A 16,153-nucleotide genomic window follows, 5' to 3' on the forward strand; every position below is an offset into this window, starting at 1 on the left:
TCCATCGAAATGGTTATTATTCACAAGCCCCGAAAGTGTTATTGTACCTCTCCAATCCCTCCCTGTAAAGATTCAAAATGATTTATTTACCTATAAAAAACCGGTTGAAACTACATAATTACAGGCGTTTGGTCCCCTGTCTTGTACAAATATTTTATAGGAAAATTGTAACTGCAGCACGTAGTTCTTGCGCTTTTGAATAGAAAAAACAAGCAGTATTATCAAAAGTGCATGAGCGAACCTATCCAGTCGTCATTTCGTTCAGCAAGTAATATGTATATTATTGTAAAACAAAAGGATATTAGTGCAATTATGGAAGATAGAGGCAGCGGCATTCTCTTGCAAAGAAGAGCTGACAACGGTATGTGCGGAATCCCGTGAGGTATTATGGAAAATGGGAAACTGTTTTAGAAACCGTTAAAAGAGAAGTAAAAGAAGAAACCACTATCTTCCTTACCAAACTTTCACTATTCGGTGTCTATTCAGGAAAAGAAGGCTTGACGAACTATCCAAACAGAGACACAGTGTTTAGTGTCCAAGTTATTTTTCACAGCACTGATGATACGGGAAGTGCAGTAATGAATAATGAAAGCTTAGAAATCTATTTTTTCCCGAAAAATAATCTTCCGCTTAATTTGAACCCTCATCAAGCCCCTTTTATTATGGTTTGGAAGAATGGACTTGAACAGCCTATCTTAAAGTAAAACCCGCTAATAGTTATTTTGGGATGTTGGATAGATTAGCATTTCTCTTTAGCTTGTCTTTATTTCTTGCTGTAGCTTAATAAGACGCATTTCGTAAAGGACTTCTCTCCTTTGTCTTTCCCGAATCACACTTTACTATGTTATGATCTTTAAGTAGGTTGAATTTTCAATCATTTTTACTGAAGATGTATTTTTAAATTATAGAAGAGGTGAATGTATTGGAAAGATTTGAAGTTTCATTTAAAAATAAAGCCGTACGAGTCTGGTTTTATACTGTATTACCTGCAACTCTATTAGCTATTGCCCTTATGCTTATTTTACCCTATGAGAAAAATAGATATACTTCATTAGGCTTAACGCTAGTTAACATTTTATATTTTATTTGGTTTGTCATTTATATTAGAAAAAAACTCGGATAACATATAAAGACGCTACTATCAACGGTACGATCCTCAGGCAATACCTCATCATACTTCAATATTGGACTTATTCATAAATTTATACTGCATGTATTTTTAAATTTTTTATCACATAGCCCTCTACAGAAGCAAGCTTACTACTGGATATACTCAAATAAAAAGCGCCTAACAGGTTTTCACCCGTTAGGCACTCTTTGAATTAGGTTATGGGTACTTGATAGAAAGTACCAAGTCCTAAACCCTTTGTATTCCTACTCTTGAATCGCAGCTTCAAGCGCTACAACCATCATGTCTTTGAAAGTTGTTTGACGTTCTTCAGAAGATGTTACTTCACCCGTGATGATGTGGTCAGAAACTGTTAGTACAGCTAATGCTTGACGGCCGAATTTAGCTGCTAAAGTATAAAGAGCCGCAGCTTCCATTTCCACTGCTAATACGCCATATTTTGCAAGCTTTTCATTTTGTTCTTCGTCTGAGTAGAACATGTCCGCAGTGAAGATATTCCCTACTTTCAAGTTCAGGCCAGCTTCTTTACCTGCGTTGTATGCTTTATAAAGAAGATCGAAGTTAGCAGTCGGAGCAAAGTCAATACCGCCGCCCCAAATTACCTGGTTTAAGCGCGAATCAGTAGACGCTGCTTGAGCTAGGATTACATCGCGCACCTTTACGTCTTTTTGAATCGCACCACATGTACCAACACGGATCAGTTTTTGCACGCCGTATTCCTGCATAAGCTCCGTAGCATAGATTGAAATAGAAGGTACACCCATACCTGTTCCTTGTACAGATACACGGCGACCTTTGTATGTACCTGTATAGCCAAACATGTTACGTACTTCGTTGTAGCATGTTACATCTTCCAAGAATGTTTCAGCGATGAATTTTGCACGAAGCGGATCACCTGGAAGCAATACGATGTCGGCGATTTCGCCTTGTTTTGCAGCAATATGGATACTCATAAATAGTCCCTCATTTCAGATATTTTCAAGTTAATGATACTTTGTTTTACCGTTTGATGCAATCGTTAGACGTCTTGCTTTAAAATGTTAGAGTAGTTTGGTAATTTCGCCTGTTGTTTCCTATATTTGATATTTTGTCGCATATAAGTCCCATAACTCATCAAATACAGCCGTGGACATCTCTTCATGCGCTTGCATTTCGATATATGCAGTCAGTTCGTCAAAATCCGTAGCCGTTTTCGGAAAGGCCGGATCATTAAATACAGCTTCCGCAAAACGCCCTTTTTCGTCGCTCCCGCCTCTATAGGTTAATACAAAATGGTAGAAAGATTTCATCCAATCGCCTCACTTTCTTTTTATATTGAACTTAGGAATATTGGTTTTGTCAATAACTATTCGTATTGTACCTCCTATATACCCAAACTTTGCAAAAGAAAAAATGGTTTGGACATTTTTACTTTAAGAATGCTCAGATGATATTTACAGATAATTATATTATGTTAACAAAGGTACTTGGCTCCTCTCTCTTTTGACCGATAAATTTCTTTTAAATATGGAACACCTCCCTACCTAACCCTTCTCATTCCTTTCTAAAGAGAAAAAGACCCCATATATGAGGTCTTCTAGCATTCAATCGATACTATACTTCCTGTCTTTAGAAGATGTGCGTAATGATAGCATCCAAATAATCATTTTGTAACTATAGAAACCTATTACTGCCCCAACTGTATTTAAAAGAATATCATCTATGTCCGCCATGCCGATCTGCAGCATAAATTGAACGACTTCAATAATGGCACTTGCAGCAAACGCGAGAGTCGTAATGCTCGTAAGCTTCTGGAAGCGCTTAAATAAAAATGGCAGCAGCAATCCGAGCGGCAGAAGGAGGATGAAGTTCCCCATCAGATTATTGATGGCAATATCAGTATTAACATGCTGTGCGGAAGTATAGAAAACGATTGTTTTAAGTGGAATAAAATTGACATTCATTTCCCATGCACTGAAATCAAAAAAACCATTATACTCATTAAATCCATATTTAGTGAATATATACGGTCTATTCCCTAAACCATGTGTATAGTGAAGGACACGATTAATCATCCGTTCAATAAGCAGCTTCCACACAACAACAAAGCTATATAACCAAAAGCCGATCCATGCAAGCTTTCTAAGCCATCCGTATAGGGGATCAACCACCTGCTGGAAGCCGGCCTTCATATGTTTGGATTCACCGAAAGAGCGTATGGCTATTTGAGCTGCCTCTTGCTCCTTATAGCCATCTGCTAACAGCATTTCATACGAAGTATAAAGATGATCACGCATTTCATCTGCAATCTCCTGCTTCTCCATCGGGCTGCAGGTTAATGAAGAGATGATGTCTCTTATGTATTGTTCAATCGGATTAGTCAAGTACAGCCCCTCCCCCATCTATCCATTTTTCTATAAGCTTGTTAATTTGACGCCAGTCGTTTAGCTTTTCGTGTAAAGCACGCTGCCCTTCCTCTGTTAATTGATAGTACTTTCTTTTTCTCGTCCCTTCATTCTCCACCCAATAAGAATGAATATAGCCTAACGTTTCCATCCGCTTAAGAGCTGGATATAACGTACCCTCGCCCATACTGTACAGCTCCTCACTGGACTGCTTTAATGACTGGACAATTTCATAGCCATACATGTCCCGTTTTGCAATGACAGACAGCAGAAGCAAATCCGTACTTCCTTTCATCATTTCCTTGTTCATTTAAACCTCTCCTTACCTTGTAATACATAGTATATATACATCGTAATACAAGGTATAATCTTTGGCAATATATTTTAATGTGAAAAAGCATCAGCTTTTATGCCGATGCTTTTAAAAGAATAATTAACCACTATTCGATTTCTAATTTCTATTTAATCTTTATTTCATGGAAAGAGATATTTTCTATTCTTTTTTCAATAGCTTATTAGATAATAGCAGCCCAATGGCACCGACCAGAAGGAAGACGATGGCGCGTACTAGTAGATCAAGTGACGATAGATCAAAGAAAATTAACTTTCCGATAGCGATAATCAGCAGGACAAACCCAGATTTACTCATCAAATGGAGTCCTTGCCTTCTGCCCACTAAAATAAAACCTACCGCAAAAGCGAATAACAAGCATGTTGCAAAAATGACATATAAGAACGCTGGCAAATAGCCGATCTCCGAAATAAAATATGCCATATTCCATACGTTCACAAGCGTAATCAGCCACCCAACGATCAGCAGCTGTTCAAATCGGGGCTGCAGATGTTTTTCATACCGCCGGTAAATTGCTCCTTTATAATAAAGATCCATAATAAGAGCGCCCCACACCCCTATATAAATAAGGTGCATAGCAAGCTGTAATAGAACTTCGTCATAGATAGAAATAGAGGACCATACGATCAATGTACAGAAGCTCATGATCCCAAGGAGTAATGCCGGCAGCGCCGCACCTACAATTTTAGGTGGTGCTATAAGAGCAGCTGCACAGCTGAGCGCGATGAAGGACATCGTGAAATACAGTGTGTAGCTATCAGAAATATAGAACGTATCTATTTTTGCAATGAAAAGCACCATTATCCAAAACGTAGCTACCCTTGTTAGTTCCCCCCAGTAAGCTTTTTTTAGCCATACTGACAAAAAGGACTCGGCTTTTACTTTCTCACTGCTATATATCGCTATGATAAAGTACAGGATGGAAAGAATATGCATACTTAGCTCCAGGCCCTCATCCACTTGGTAACCGATATAAATATACAAGGTTGTAAAAGCTAAAATTGCTGTATTTGTTATTTTCATAATAGGTGCCTGAACCCGCACACCGAGTAAAATCCCAATGAAAGCAGTCGTTAAAATAGCGAGTGTCCTCCAGTCACCATCAACATCCCAGGCAAGCAGTCCGTTTACAATACTGACTATGCCGATCGCCAGGAAAATATCAGCCAAGCTTTTCTCGCTTCGCTTGTGCATCCAGAAGGCCATACCCGCTGTACTAATAGCAGCAGCGGCAAAGAAAAGGAATTTTTCTATCTCCCCCTCAGAGAAGACATGCAAAAATGTCACGCCAAAAACACCAAAGCTATACAGTAGCCCTTCTTGTATTTTCGGCCATTTTCTTCTCTCTTTCGTGAAAATCCAGCCCGCAAAAAACGTCAGCACAATCAGCAGCCATCCAAATGGGTATACTACAGATTCTCCATCACCCATTACGTATAAAATTAATGTGGATAGTCCTGTGAAAAGCGTTGTGATATATAGCGCAATCCACTGCTGATGTCTTTGTAAAACAAGCTGAATGGCAATAAAGAGAAGCACTACGAAACCAATAACGAATAAAGAATTAAACTCCATAAATTCAAGTAAATACGGTAAGAGAAGCGAGGTGAACATAACAAAAATCGTCAGCCCCTCACTACCTTTCCAGTAGCATAAGAAAATACCGTAAATAATATAAGCAAGCGCTATAAATAGGGCAGGCATGCTGGAGATCACACCATATATTAATACGGCTGCTGCAGTTGCCAATACCCCGACTGCAAATGAACCGCCATAGAGTGCTGTGTGCATTGCACGTACACTTTTTTTCTTCTTTTCCAGAAAGAAGGCCAATCCAGCAAGCCCAATCGAAGCTATATAGGACAGTGAAATCTTCATGCCGTCTGTCAGCATCCCATAGTCGCTTATTAATTTCAGCCCCCATAGTACCCCTAGAACAAATATGAACATAAAAACTTTTGGCAATACAGCAACAAGCTGCTCCTCAAATGATTTTTTTGCTTTATCGGGTACTTTTGGTTCAATTGTCCGCTCTTGCCCTGCAGGTTTAGGGAATGCAGGGCTTTCCCGCTTTACAATAGCCCCGTTATACTTTGGTTTAGATGCCGCTGCCTTTTCTGTAATGGCACTTACCGGCGGATGTTGTTTTAATGATGCAATCTCCTTCCGTAGTAACAGCACTTCCTCTTCTAGGGCTTCAACCCTTCGCTGCCATTGTTCTTCCATACATTCACCTTCTTCATCTATAAATTTCCAAATCTATCATAACAAAATCCGGCTGCACTCTACATAGGTAAAAGGTATTCTCCAACAGACGTCAAATATATCCGTCTTGGTTTCCTGATACGCCTTTTCCTTACATCAGCAAATCTGTTTTGTAGGTACGTGGGAATTGGCACGGCAAGGCTTTACTATTATATTCGGAATTGTATATTGAATGAACCCTTTCTCTGTTTCATTTTCTTTCAAGCCTTTTGCGGTGCATAGACAACCGGCGAATTATTATACGTTGACGATTACCTATATGAAATGTTTCCCATTTTTCCTTCATCCACAAAAAAAGGGGCTGTGTTAAAAGTTAAAATGACTTTTAACACAGCCTTTTTCCCTTATGAATAGCTGTATAACTTATTGCTCCTGCTGGTGTCATGTCACCGTCTTCGTCGAAAAAGGAGGTATCCCAGAGCGCTTTCTCGGATACCTCCTTTTCAAGTAATCTATACTGTTTAGGTTTTGCTGTTACTTGTCAAATAATGACTTGTATTCACCGTAACCTTCTTCTTCTAGGCGCTCTACCGGTACAAAGCGTAATGCTGCTGAGTTAATACAGTAGCGCAGTCCTCCAAGCTCCTGCGGGCCATCCGGGAATACATGTCCAAGATGGGAATCGGCTGTTTTACTGCGCACTTCTACGCGACGCATGCCAAAGGATGTATCGAAATGCTCTGTAACTTCCGGTGCATCAATTGGTTTTGAAAAAGCCGGCCATCCACAGCCTGCATCATATTTGTCTTTCGAACTGAACAAAGGCTTGCCTGAAACAACATCAACATAGATACCTTCTTCAAAGTGCTTGTCATATTCATTTTGGAACGGTGGTTCAGTCCCGCTTTCCTGTGTAACATAATACTGCATTTCCGTTAGTTCTTTTAGGCGCTTTTCTTTATCCATTTGAATTCCCCCAATGCTTTTCAATAAATGCTGCCCGGCCCGATCCGACCGAATAGCGATTGTAGTGTGCTGGATTTTTTTTGTAATAATGCTGGTGGTATTGTTCTGCAGGATAGAATGGCATAGCCTCCCGAATCTTCACAGCAATCGGCATACGGAACTTCCCAGATGCATCGAGTTCATCCTTTATACGTTCAGCAATCTCCTTCTGCTCCTCATTATGATAGAAAATGGCCGTTGTATAAGATTCACCACGGTCATAAAATTGGCCTCCAGCATCTGTCGGGTCGATCAGCGTAAAATAAAGTCTTACCAAGTCTTCATAAGGATACACTTGTGGATCAAACGTAATTTGAACCGCTTCTAAATGCCCCGTTGTTTCGCTGCATACTTGTTCATATGTTGGGTTTTCGACATGTCCGCCTGTATATCCGGAGATTACGCTCTCAATCCCCGGCTGCTCGTCAAATGGCTTAACCATACACCAAAAACATCCACCTGCAAATGTTGCTACTGCCATATATTTTCCCTCCTATTCTGCTGGAACGACAATCTCCAATACAATATGGTCATTTGGCAAATCAATTTCTTTTGCTCTTACACGTGACCCTGATGCAATATTGATACGTGACAAATCTACAAAAATTTCTTCGTCATTTGGAATGACAGTAATCCATGACGGGAAATCAATCGAGTCCTGCATGAGCTTCAGTACCGTCTTGGGCGGGATATTCAGCTTTCCGACATTCACTGCCGTTTGCTTTAATACAATATTTCCCTCATCAACAACCGGTTCGAAATCCATTGCAATCGGCACATCTACACCAAATACAGTCAATGTACTGAAAAGCTGTATTTGGTCATTTACTTCAATTTCAACAGGCAATGGAGACTTATTGAGACTATCGCCTAAATACTGCTTGGCGATTGCCTCAAATTCTTTTGCTGTTGTCTGGACTGTAATTACATTACCTTCCACTTCTGCCGGTTTAGGTCTCGCTACATCCTCTGTATCTGCTACTGCTAAATAAATTATTCCTGCTACCGCTAATACGATAGCTCCAGCCAATGTAAAGAAGGCCACTTTCCATAAGTTCACCGCTATCACTCCTCAAACCCAATCCGGCCTGCTGACATCTCCTCAATATCGCATACTTTCATATACTGAATGATTCTCGCCGTCATCCGGTCATATCCGCTTGCATTTGGATGAAAGAAATCAGTATGATATACCATTTCCTCATTTGTTTCAAATAAATCCGATGTTGGTACAAAACATGCATTTTGATCATCAGATGCAATTTGCGCAATGGTCATATTCCATTCATCAATGATTGTTTCAAAGGGGGTGTATTCATCCGTAATAATCGAAAAAGGATTGTAAAACCCGATTAAAACAATCGGCACCTCACTATTGCGTTTACGGATTTCTTCAACAATTTTTCGGTAGCGTCCTTCGAATTTCACCATTTCTTTATCGAACATTTCCTTTTTCAAGGAGAAAAGATCCTTTTTCACGATCTTCATGACATCATTTCCCCCCATTGTCACTGTCACCAAATCGGCCTCTGCCAATTCCTCATCATAATGACCATTTTCTATTAATGTCAAGAGCTGATCACTTCGGCGGCCATTTTTCCCACGGTTATCTAGCTCTACTTCTAAGACAGCCGGCCATGCTTCAATTGCTTTAGCTAGGCGTTTCGTATAGCCGTATTTTCCAGTTTCGTCGCCGATGCCTCGTGTCAGTGAATCACCTAAGGCCAAATATTGAATAGGCTCAGCACCCGTTTCCTTTCTTGAGCGCCAATCCAACTGGAAAAGAGACTCCATCAGTTCCTTGAGCTTGCTCTTGTCCTCTTCCTCTTCTAATTGCTCGGCAATAACTTCCGGTGTATAAACTTCAATGCTTTCTTCTTGCTCTTCTGCACTTTCTTCCGGCGGATTGTTCGCAGGCTGACCCTCATCTATCGTTATATAATTGCACCCTGTAAGGACGGCTGCCAGAATTACTATTGCTAACAATCTCCACATGTTAAAACTCCCTTAACCACGATGTATTTCCATTATAAATTCCGATTCAGCATATGAAAAGCACACAACCTTATAATACCGAAAATATTCGGCTGCACTCGGTTGAATGCTAATGAGAAAATTTTAATCACTTCTATATTATGGTCAGAATCCTATAAATAAAGCATAAAAATTCCCAAAAAGAGCTCCCACACCAAAACACTAAGTAATCCTTTCCCTATTCTGCTGCTTCATGCTATTACTGCTTTATATGATGATCTATATATTGAAGGCTGGCCGTTTACACTATCTATAACAAATATCGAATAATTATACGGTTATTTAATATGTAAAAATACTATTCAATGAAAAAAGAGCATCAATCTCTTGTCCTCCAAGAAAAATGATACTCTCTAAATAATAAGCGCTAGCAAAAGCTCAGTAAACGAGCTATATTATAAAAAGCTTATCTCAGCCTTCTATTACTTATTCCGCATAGTACATGAAGCCAATTGCTCCCGGACCTGTATGTGTGCTAATAATAGGGGATGTAAACGCAATATCTATGTTAGTGAAGCCCGTTTCCTTCACTAGCTCTAATAATGGATTCCCCATTGTTTGTAATCCCTCTGCATGCGATAATCCTACACCTTTTACGGTTTTGCCTGCTGTGTCCTTCTGGAATTGTTCAAATAAATATTTCACAACCTGCTTATGACTGCGTGCTTTGGAAACAGGTGTAAACTCTCCTGTGTCCAAGCTGCCGATCGGTTTAATATTCAGCAAAGAACCGAACATCGCCTTACCCTTTCCAATGCGGCCGCCCTTCACCATATTTTCAAGAGTATCGAGCACTACAAAAAGACGTGTATTTTTACGGACTTCGTCTACACGCGCTACAATCTCCTCCACTGTTCCACCAGCATCCCGTACGATTGCCGCTTCACGTACTTGAAAGGCTAAAGCCCATGCAATATAGCGAGAATCAATGACTGTCACATTGGAATCTGTCATCTCTGCCGCTTGTTGGGCCGATTGGAAGGTACCGCTCATTCCGCCTGTCATATGGATTGAAATAATCGGATCGCCATCTTTCCCAAGCTCGTCATATAATTCCTTAAATTTTCCAGGAGCCGGCTGAGAGGACTTTGGTAATTCTTCGGCACCCTCCATCAGCTGTAAAAATGATGCCGGTTCAATATCTATACCATCCACATACGTTTTTCCGTCAATTTGGATTGTAAGTGGGACGACATGTATTTGATACTTTTCAAATTCTGCTTTAGTTAAATCACAAGTTGAATCCGTTACAATATGAATCATTGTTGACACATCCTTTATTCTCTTCACTTTATTATATGTAGTTTAATATTCCCATTCAATATGACAAGTGTCATCAGCTTCAGAGAATTAGATATTTCACTCCTGTCTAAGCCATAATTCATTTGTTTCAGGCACCAACTCTATAGCAAATTCATCAAATAAATGTTTGCACAAAAATACTATATCCTGCTTTATCATCAGCATAACTCCCGTATCATTTGTCGTAACATGATACCGGATAAACAGGCGGTAGGACCCTGGTTTGAAGTCATCAATAGCTACATGAATGATATCCTTTTCTATTTGGGGATGAAGCGTAATTTGTTTGCGTATTTTTTCTACAAGAGCACGAAGCTGGTCCTCTTGATTAGTCGAGGATACGTAAAAATATTGTTCACATTTACGCTTGGTACGTTTACTTAAATTATAAATCGGCCGGTTTACCAAATAGGCATTTGGCACATATACAAGACCTTTATCACCCGTCTGGATGAGTGTGCTGCGCAGGTTGATATCCTCTACTATTCCATCAATTTTGTTATCCTCTGTCGCAATCCAATCGCCGATTTGAAAAGGCTTGTCCAGAGCAACACTCATCCCACCGAACAAATGCCCAAGTGTATCGCGGATCCCAAATGCAATCGCTACCCCTGTAAGGCCGATTCCTGTGAGGAAGCCGTTAATATTAAAATTCCACAATGAGGCGATGGAAAACATCGCAATAATCATGATCAGCACTTTACTAATACGTAAAAAGAAAGGTGTTAATAAATCCTGATCCTTTCCCGTATGTACACGCTCGGGATTTTTTAAGTAAAATGTCAGTACGTCATTAATTCCTTTGAAAGCATAGTAAAACATCAGCGATAAAAAGAAATTCTTCGTTGATGGATAAGTAAACAGCCATGTTTCCACTAATACCGACAAACTTAAAATAATAAGCATCGCCATAAATGCACGACGAATTGCCGTGCTGAACTGCTCAAGAATATCGGCAATTACCGGACTTCCATTATCTCTAACAAAACGGCCCAAAAAGGCAATACCCGGCTTCATTATATATCTTTGGATGAAAAAGCCCGCTATGACAATAACGATAGCTATAATCCCATCTGTCCATGTCGGCGGCTCAATATTCGGCAGCAGCCAATGGAAGGATTCCCACATTAAATTCACCTACTCTAACAAGAATGCGTATGAATCATAGCATGACCACATAGGTTTTCACAATTAATCACATTCAAAAAGACCTAAATATCTCCTTTATTGTGAACAAAATATATTACTTTCATCTTTCTTTGATATTTTTCAGCGTTTACTTTCATTAATATGCCTGTTTTATACAGCTTTCTTCCTTGCTTCGATGATTTACATTGTTTTTACTTGTGCACAAAAAAAGTGGACTGCTTAAACAGCAATCCACCTTTTGCATCTTATTTTGAAATTTCTGCTACTACTTTTGCGATAATATTTTGGCTCTTAATCATTGGAGAATCCGGATTCGGCTCTCCGCCATCAGGACGTTTATGCGCTTGTTTAAAAGCATCTGATTCACGCCATGCCCCAAACGATTGTTCATTATCCCAATACATTACTACATTCATCTCATCATAATCTTCAAATTGTGTTGAAACTAATACTTCTACACGATGGAAGCCTTCAAATGTTTGTAATGGACCCGGCTTTGTGAACATAGGCGCCATTTTTTCTCCCATCCCTTTTTTTACATGCATTCTGTTTGTAACTGTAATCATCGTAAACACATCTCCTTATGTGGAAGTTATCTGCTTATATTGAGAAATATGATCATTCATTTTCATTAAATCACATATGTGACAGTGGTGCAACTATTAAACCCCTCTAGTAGAAAACAAAAATAATAGGGATGACTTTTTAATCCTAAGTATAGAAATATCGCATCTATCATCCTTATAATAAAGGGCTCGTCCAATTAAAATGGCGAGCCCTTTCATATAAGAGAAACGTACTTTATTTCTCAAACAGAGTAGTTTTGATATCGTATTCTTTCATTTTTTCTTCTACCCACGCTTGATATTGTTCGTTCACACGCTCTTCAACCAATTTCTTACGCGCTTCTTCCTTCGCTGATTCAAAGTTCGCTTTTACCGCTGCCTTTTTATCCGTTACTTTTATAATATGGTAACCATGTTCTGTCTTGACTGGTGTCTTGCTTACTTCCCCAACCTTCATGGCAAAGGCAGCATTTTCGAACTCTTCAACCATTTGGCCTTTGCTGAAGTATCCTAATTCTCCGCCGTTTTCGGCACTGACTGTATCTGTTGAGTATTCATGGGCTAGCTCCCCAAAATCCTCTCCAGCATTCAATTTTTTAATTACTTCATTTGCTGTTGCTTCATCTTCAACAAGAATATGACTTGCTTGCACCTGCTCTTCGGTATTAAAGCTTTCTTTATTCTCCTCGTAGTAGGCTTTCACATCTTCATCCGTTACATCGATATAATCTTCCATCACTTTTAGCGTCAATAAGTAATTCTTAATATCTTTTTCGACATCTTTCTTCGTCATATTATAGCTTTCCAGACTTTTCAGCAGCGCTTCTTCTCCACCGTAGGACTCAGTGTATGTTTTGTATTCCTCTGCTATTTCTTTATCGGATACTTTAATATCCAGTTTTTTTGCTTCTAATTCCACGATTTTATTTGTTATAAGTGAATCCAGTGCTGTTGAGCCGTATTGGCTTTGCAATAATTTATTTAATTCGCCTTCAGTAATTTTTTCCTTATTAACTGTTGCTACAGTCCGAGAGTCTCCCCCGTCGGAACATCCAACTAAAAAAGCGGATAGAACGATTGGTGCTGCCACCAATTTCACTATTTTCTTGAAACGTTTCTGATTCATTTTCATTTCCTCCAACCAATGTATTTCTCTTATATTGTACCTAGTTAATGTGTCGGGCATACGTCAAACTGTTTGCGGGATAGTCAATCGGAAAGTTGTTCCCTTTTCTGAACTTTCCAGCAGAGACAAATCTCCGCCGATAGACTGCGCCATCATCTTACTCAATGCCAGTCCAAGTCCGAGACCACGCACTTTGTATTTCTTTTGATCCCCACGATAAAAACGTTCAAATATAAGAGGCTGTTCTTCTACGGGAATACCGCAGCCAAAATCCTGGACATCCACTGCAATGGTATTACCGATAAATTGTAATGATACACGGATTTCCCCGTTCTCGTCCATTGCCTGCTCTGCATTTGTAAGCAAATTCACTAAAATCTGCTGAAATCTCACCCGGTCTACAGCTATGTCCTCCCTAATTGGCAGAACATGTACATGCAGATTGATATGAGGATGTGTTGCCTTCCATGGACGGAGTATATCTTCCAGAAGTTCATTCACTTCAAACAATTCCATTTTTACAGGAACAGCATCTACAGCAAACGAATTGAATGAAAGCAGGTCTCCTACCATAGTCTTCATTTTTGTCGTTTCATCAAAAGCCATTTTAATAAAGGCCTTTGCTTCATCTCCTGTTACTACATCATCTCTCACTGCCTGCAAAAGACCGCTGATAGAAGTGACAGGGGTCTTTAGTTCATGCGTTACACCTGCCAGCAGCTCGGTCCGTGTTTTTTCTAACTGTTCAAGCCTTATTACCATTTCTTTAAATGAAGTGACCAGCTCATCTACTTCCTTTTCTTTTAACTCTTCAGGAAGTGATATTTGATAAATACCTTTTTCTATCAACTTGGCTGCTGCGGCTACATCAAGGATTGGTTTTGAAAGACGCTTGGACAATTTATAAATAGCTCCCCATCCAAGTAAGCCGATACTAAAAATAACTAGCGCAAGCAGTCCGTACTCTTGTTTTACTGCAGTCAGTTTATCATTGGCCTCTACAGTGAATACGTAGCCTACGACCTTTTCTTCAATCGTGACACTTCTCTTAATGATTGTATACAGCTTGCCATCATTTTTCACCCGCAATGTGTTACTATCATCTGCCATTAGCTTTTTAAAGTCGAAGGAGAGCCCCGGTGGAAAGGGCCGGTTTGTCGTCACTACTTCTCCTGATGCATTGGTTATATAGACGATCGGGTTAATTTCCCTCATGGAATCTGCTTCCCGTCTGTCAATATAGGGGTCAACCTGCTCCGGTCCTACACCTGCTGCCATATTCGTAATTCGGCTGACCATCTCTTCTGCGATCAGCTCCATCATTTCAACCCGGTGTTCTGTAGTTGTATGGCGAATCCAGAGAGCCGAAACAACGAACAACAGGACAAGCCCAACCGCCAGCGTTAATACATAATTCCTTGTCCAATACGTCAGCATGGAAATCTTGCTCTTATTCATAGACATGGAATTGATACCCTACCCCGCGTAATGTGCGGATCTCTCCTTCATTTTCCGGCCATGCTGCAAGCGCCTTTCGAAGACGCTTTACAGCTAGGTCGACTGCACGGTCACTTCCTTCATAATCCCAGCCCCATATATGTTCGATCAACTGGTCACGTGTAAATGTCCGGTTTGGATGCTCCGCTAAAAATAAAAGTACAGACAAGTCCCTTGGAGTTAAGAGAATTTCTTCGCCATTCAAGAGCACAAGATGTCCATTAAAATCTATTTCAAGGGAGCCGAATTTTTGCCTTGAAGTAGACAGAGACGTACTTCTTCTTAGCACCGCCTTTATACGGGCTACTACCTCATCAGCGATAAATGGCTTTACAACATAATCATCTGCCCCTCCATCAAATCCGCCAAGCCGGTATTCTACATCCCCGAGCGCTGTCAGCATCATAACGGGACAGCCGCTAACAGCCCTGATCTCCTTCAGGATCGTCCATCCATCCTTTCCCGGGAGCATAACATCGAGGAGAACAAGATCCGGCTGGTGCTGTTTGAACATAGAAAGTGCTTCCTCCCCTGTAAAACATTGCACTGCCTCATATTGTTCCTTTACTATATATGCTTTTAATACTTGGCTGATTGCAAATTCATCTTCAACAATTAATATTTTTGTCACCCTACCCACACCTTCAGCTTACTTTTGTTCAGTATAGCATGTAAATATGTCCATCATAAGTCAACGGATTATAGCTTTCGTTCATTATATTTTAAAAGTATAATATAGAAAAATGCTTATATTTTAACGGAGGTGCTCGGATGGCAATGGACATTTCAAATATCTTATCCGTCTATGGAAGCAGCCTTTTGAATAAGACCTCTTCCACTCAGTCAAGTTTGGCGGGCAATACAAATTTTTCAAATTACTTATTAAACGCATTATCGGGAACAGAAATGAGTACCCGCTCAAATGAAAGTACTCTTCTATCGGCTCTCTCATCCTCATCGAATACGAGTTTAGTACAAGCTCTGCTCTCGGATGATTCTTCCATGAATTTATTAGCCGATTCCTTACCTGCTACTGCGGGCAAAACAGGTTCCGCTTTTTCTTCTCTTGATGGTAATCCAATAGGAATGGATCATCAAATTCCGGGAAGTGACTATTTTAGTAACATGCTGACTTCTTCTCTGCAATCACAGGTAATGAGTATGATGGCAAATACCAAGATGAAGCTTGAAGATGATTTGAATACAGATATTGAAAAAACAGGAGATAGCCCATCACTTGGTGTACAGCAAACAATTACACGTATGCAGAATAATATTTCAAACCTAGATCATTTTATTTCTGAACGTAAAACAGAAAACAGCTTACTGGATGCATTAAACGCCAACAGCAGCTTCACTCAATATTTAGTTAATAAAAATAGGTCTTCTGCATTATAAATAAAA

The 16,153-nt window shown here is 39.8% G+C and carries 19 protein-coding genes; 4 read left to right on the forward strand and 15 right to left on the reverse strand.

Annotation, left to right across the window (positions count from 1 at the left end):
* The first annotated feature begins 231 nt into the window (after positions 1-231).
* The 3 genes from BOD01S_RS23210 to BOD01S_RS05330 all read left to right on the forward strand — a co-directional run bounded on the left by BOD01S_RS23210 (position 232) and on the right by BOD01S_RS05330 (position 1,123).
* Entirely contained in the window at positions 232-381 is a 150-nt protein-coding gene (locus BOD01S_RS23210) for a hypothetical protein (protein WP_156117065.1), read from the forward strand.
* Positions 378-704, forward strand: coding sequence for an NUDIX domain-containing protein (locus BOD01S_RS05325; protein WP_143815023.1), 327 nt, complete (start codon positions 378-380; stop codon positions 702-704). The genes BOD01S_RS23210 and BOD01S_RS05325 overlap by 4 nt, the downstream gene beginning before the upstream one ends.
* 218 nt (positions 705-922) lie before the next feature.
* Positions 923-1,123 carry a hypothetical protein gene (locus BOD01S_RS05330; RefSeq protein WP_036158756.1) on the forward strand — a complete coding sequence of 67 codons (201 nt, stop codon included), beginning with the start codon at positions 923-925 and terminating at the stop codon, positions 1,121-1,123.
* A gap of 251 nt (positions 1,124-1,374) precedes the next feature.
* Here BOD01S_RS05330 and deoD read toward each other — a convergent pair whose 3' ends face one another.
* The 15 genes from deoD to BOD01S_RS05405 form a co-directional block, all read right to left on the reverse strand.
* Positions 1,375-2,082, reverse strand: coding sequence for a purine-nucleoside phosphorylase (gene deoD, locus BOD01S_RS05335; protein ID WP_036158753.1), 708 nt, complete (start codon positions 2,080-2,082; stop codon positions 1,375-1,377).
* Positions 2,083-2,202: 120 nt separating this feature from the next.
* A complete protein-coding gene (locus BOD01S_RS05340) occupies positions 2,203-2,418 on the reverse strand; it encodes a YozE family protein (protein ID WP_036158750.1) in 216 nt (71 codons plus the stop codon).
* Between the two features lie 294 nt (positions 2,419-2,712).
* Complete coding sequence (locus BOD01S_RS05345) at positions 2,713-3,492, reverse strand: VanZ family protein (protein ID WP_052124994.1); 780 nt, start codon at positions 3,490-3,492, stop codon at positions 2,713-2,715.
* On the reverse strand, positions 3,485-3,823 hold the full coding sequence (locus BOD01S_RS05350) for a PadR family transcriptional regulator (RefSeq protein WP_036158744.1): 339 nt from the start codon (positions 3,821-3,823) through the stop codon (positions 3,485-3,487). Before BOD01S_RS05350 ends, BOD01S_RS05345 begins: the two co-directional genes overlap by 8 nt.
* 183 nt (positions 3,824-4,006) lie before the next feature.
* On the reverse strand, positions 4,007-6,091 hold the full coding sequence (locus BOD01S_RS05355) for a DUF2339 domain-containing protein (protein ID WP_036158741.1): 2,085 nt from the start codon (positions 6,089-6,091) through the stop codon (positions 4,007-4,009).
* 513 nt (positions 6,092-6,604) lie between these two features.
* Positions 6,605-7,036, reverse strand: coding sequence for a peptide-methionine (R)-S-oxide reductase MsrB (gene msrB / locus BOD01S_RS05360; RefSeq protein WP_036158738.1), 432 nt, complete (start codon positions 7,034-7,036; stop codon positions 6,605-6,607).
* Positions 7,029-7,556 (reverse strand): peptide-methionine (S)-S-oxide reductase MsrA, encoded by a 528-nt coding sequence (gene msrA, locus BOD01S_RS05365; protein WP_036158735.1) that lies wholly within the window; start codon positions 7,554-7,556, stop codon positions 7,029-7,031. The genes msrB and msrA overlap by 8 nt, the downstream gene beginning before the upstream one ends.
* Positions 7,557-7,568: 12 nt before the next feature.
* A complete protein-coding gene (locus BOD01S_RS05370; protein ID WP_036158732.1) occupies positions 7,569-8,135 on the reverse strand; it encodes a YpmS family protein in 567 nt (188 codons plus the stop codon).
* 5 nt (positions 8,136-8,140) lie between these two features.
* Entirely contained in the window at positions 8,141-9,070 is a 930-nt protein-coding gene (locus BOD01S_RS05375; RefSeq protein ID WP_036158729.1) for a GDSL-type esterase/lipase family protein, read from the reverse strand.
* Between the two features lie 465 nt (positions 9,071-9,535).
* Complete coding sequence (locus tag BOD01S_RS05380) at positions 9,536-10,372, reverse strand: DegV family protein (RefSeq protein WP_036158725.1); 837 nt, start codon at positions 10,370-10,372, stop codon at positions 9,536-9,538.
* 96 nt (positions 10,373-10,468) lie between these two features.
* A complete protein-coding gene (locus BOD01S_RS05385) occupies positions 10,469-11,539 on the reverse strand; it encodes a mechanosensitive ion channel family protein (protein ID WP_036158722.1) in 1,071 nt (356 codons plus the stop codon).
* Between the two features lie 266 nt (positions 11,540-11,805).
* The gene (locus BOD01S_RS05390) at positions 11,806-12,126 is read right to left on the reverse strand and encodes a heme oxygenase (protein ID WP_036158721.1); all 321 of its coding nucleotides are present in this window, start codon (positions 12,124-12,126) and stop codon (positions 11,806-11,808) included.
* Positions 12,127-12,361: 235 nt separating this feature from the next.
* Positions 12,362-13,252 (reverse strand): peptidylprolyl isomerase, encoded by an 891-nt coding sequence (locus tag BOD01S_RS05395; RefSeq protein WP_158212481.1) that lies wholly within the window; start codon positions 13,250-13,252, stop codon positions 12,362-12,364.
* Positions 13,253-13,315: 63 nt separating this feature from the next.
* Complete coding sequence (locus BOD01S_RS05400; RefSeq protein WP_244887284.1) at positions 13,316-14,710, reverse strand: sensor histidine kinase; 1,395 nt, start codon at positions 14,708-14,710, stop codon at positions 13,316-13,318.
* Entirely contained in the window at positions 14,703-15,380 is a 678-nt protein-coding gene (locus BOD01S_RS05405) for a response regulator transcription factor (RefSeq protein ID WP_036158714.1), read from the reverse strand. Before BOD01S_RS05405 ends, BOD01S_RS05400 begins: the two co-directional genes overlap by 8 nt.
* 140 nt (positions 15,381-15,520) lie before the next feature.
* Here BOD01S_RS05405 and BOD01S_RS05410 point away from each other — a divergent pair, with 140 nt between their 5' ends.
* Positions 15,521-16,147 carry a hypothetical protein gene (locus BOD01S_RS05410; RefSeq protein WP_036158711.1) on the forward strand — a complete coding sequence of 209 codons (627 nt, stop codon included), beginning with the start codon at positions 15,521-15,523 and terminating at the stop codon, positions 16,145-16,147.
* Positions 16,148-16,153: the final 6 nt, after the last annotated feature.

It is taken from the genome of Lysinibacillus odysseyi 34hs-1 = NBRC 100172 (assembly GCF_001591965.1).
Classification (GTDB): domain Bacteria; phylum Bacillota; class Bacilli; order Bacillales_A; family Planococcaceae; genus Lysinibacillus_B; species Lysinibacillus_B odysseyi.

What these genes read in the sequence shown, in the direction of transcription:
- BOD01S_RS05400 (WP_244887284.1), bottom strand. Translation starts at nt 14,710, where the DNA reads ATGAATAAGAGCAAGATTTCCATGCTGACGTATTGGACAAGGAATTAT.
- BOD01S_RS05390 (WP_036158721.1), bottom strand. Translation starts at nt 12,126, where the DNA reads ATGATTACAGTTACAAACAGAATGCATGTAAAAAAAGGGATGGGAGAA.
- BOD01S_RS05375 (WP_036158729.1), bottom strand. Translation starts at nt 9,070, where the DNA reads ATGTGGAGATTGTTAGCAATAGTAATTCTGGCAGCCGTCCTTACAGGG.
- BOD01S_RS05395 (WP_158212481.1), bottom strand. Translation starts at nt 13,252, where the DNA reads ATGAATCAGAAACGTTTCAAGAAAATAGTGAAATTGGTGGCAGCACCA.
- msrB (WP_036158738.1), bottom strand. Translation starts at nt 7,036, where the DNA reads ATGGATAAAGAAAAGCGCCTAAAAGAACTAACGGAAATGCAGTATTAT.
- BOD01S_RS23210 (WP_156117065.1), top strand. Translation starts at nt 232, where the DNA reads ATGAGCGAACCTATCCAGTCGTCATTTCGTTCAGCAAGTAATATGTAT.
- BOD01S_RS05385 (WP_036158722.1), bottom strand. Translation starts at nt 11,539, where the DNA reads ATGTGGGAATCCTTCCATTGGCTGCTGCCGAATATTGAGCCGCCGACA.
- BOD01S_RS05340 (WP_036158750.1), bottom strand. Translation starts at nt 2,418, where the DNA reads ATGAAATCTTTCTACCATTTTGTATTAACCTATAGAGGCGGGAGCGAC.
- BOD01S_RS05350 (WP_036158744.1), bottom strand. Translation starts at nt 3,823, where the DNA reads ATGAACAAGGAAATGATGAAAGGAAGTACGGATTTGCTTCTGCTGTCT.
- BOD01S_RS05380 (WP_036158725.1), bottom strand. Translation starts at nt 10,372, where the DNA reads ATGATTCATATTGTAACGGATTCAACTTGTGATTTAACTAAAGCAGAA.
- BOD01S_RS05410 (WP_036158711.1), top strand. Translation starts at nt 15,521, where the DNA reads ATGGCAATGGACATTTCAAATATCTTATCCGTCTATGGAAGCAGCCTT.
- BOD01S_RS05355 (WP_036158741.1), bottom strand. Translation starts at nt 6,091, where the DNA reads ATGGAAGAACAATGGCAGCGAAGGGTTGAAGCCCTAGAAGAGGAAGTG.
- deoD (WP_036158753.1), bottom strand. Translation starts at nt 2,082, where the DNA reads ATGAGTATCCATATTGCTGCAAAACAAGGCGAAATCGCCGACATCGTA.
- msrA (WP_036158735.1), bottom strand. Translation starts at nt 7,556, where the DNA reads ATGGCAGTAGCAACATTTGCAGGTGGATGTTTTTGGTGTATGGTTAAG.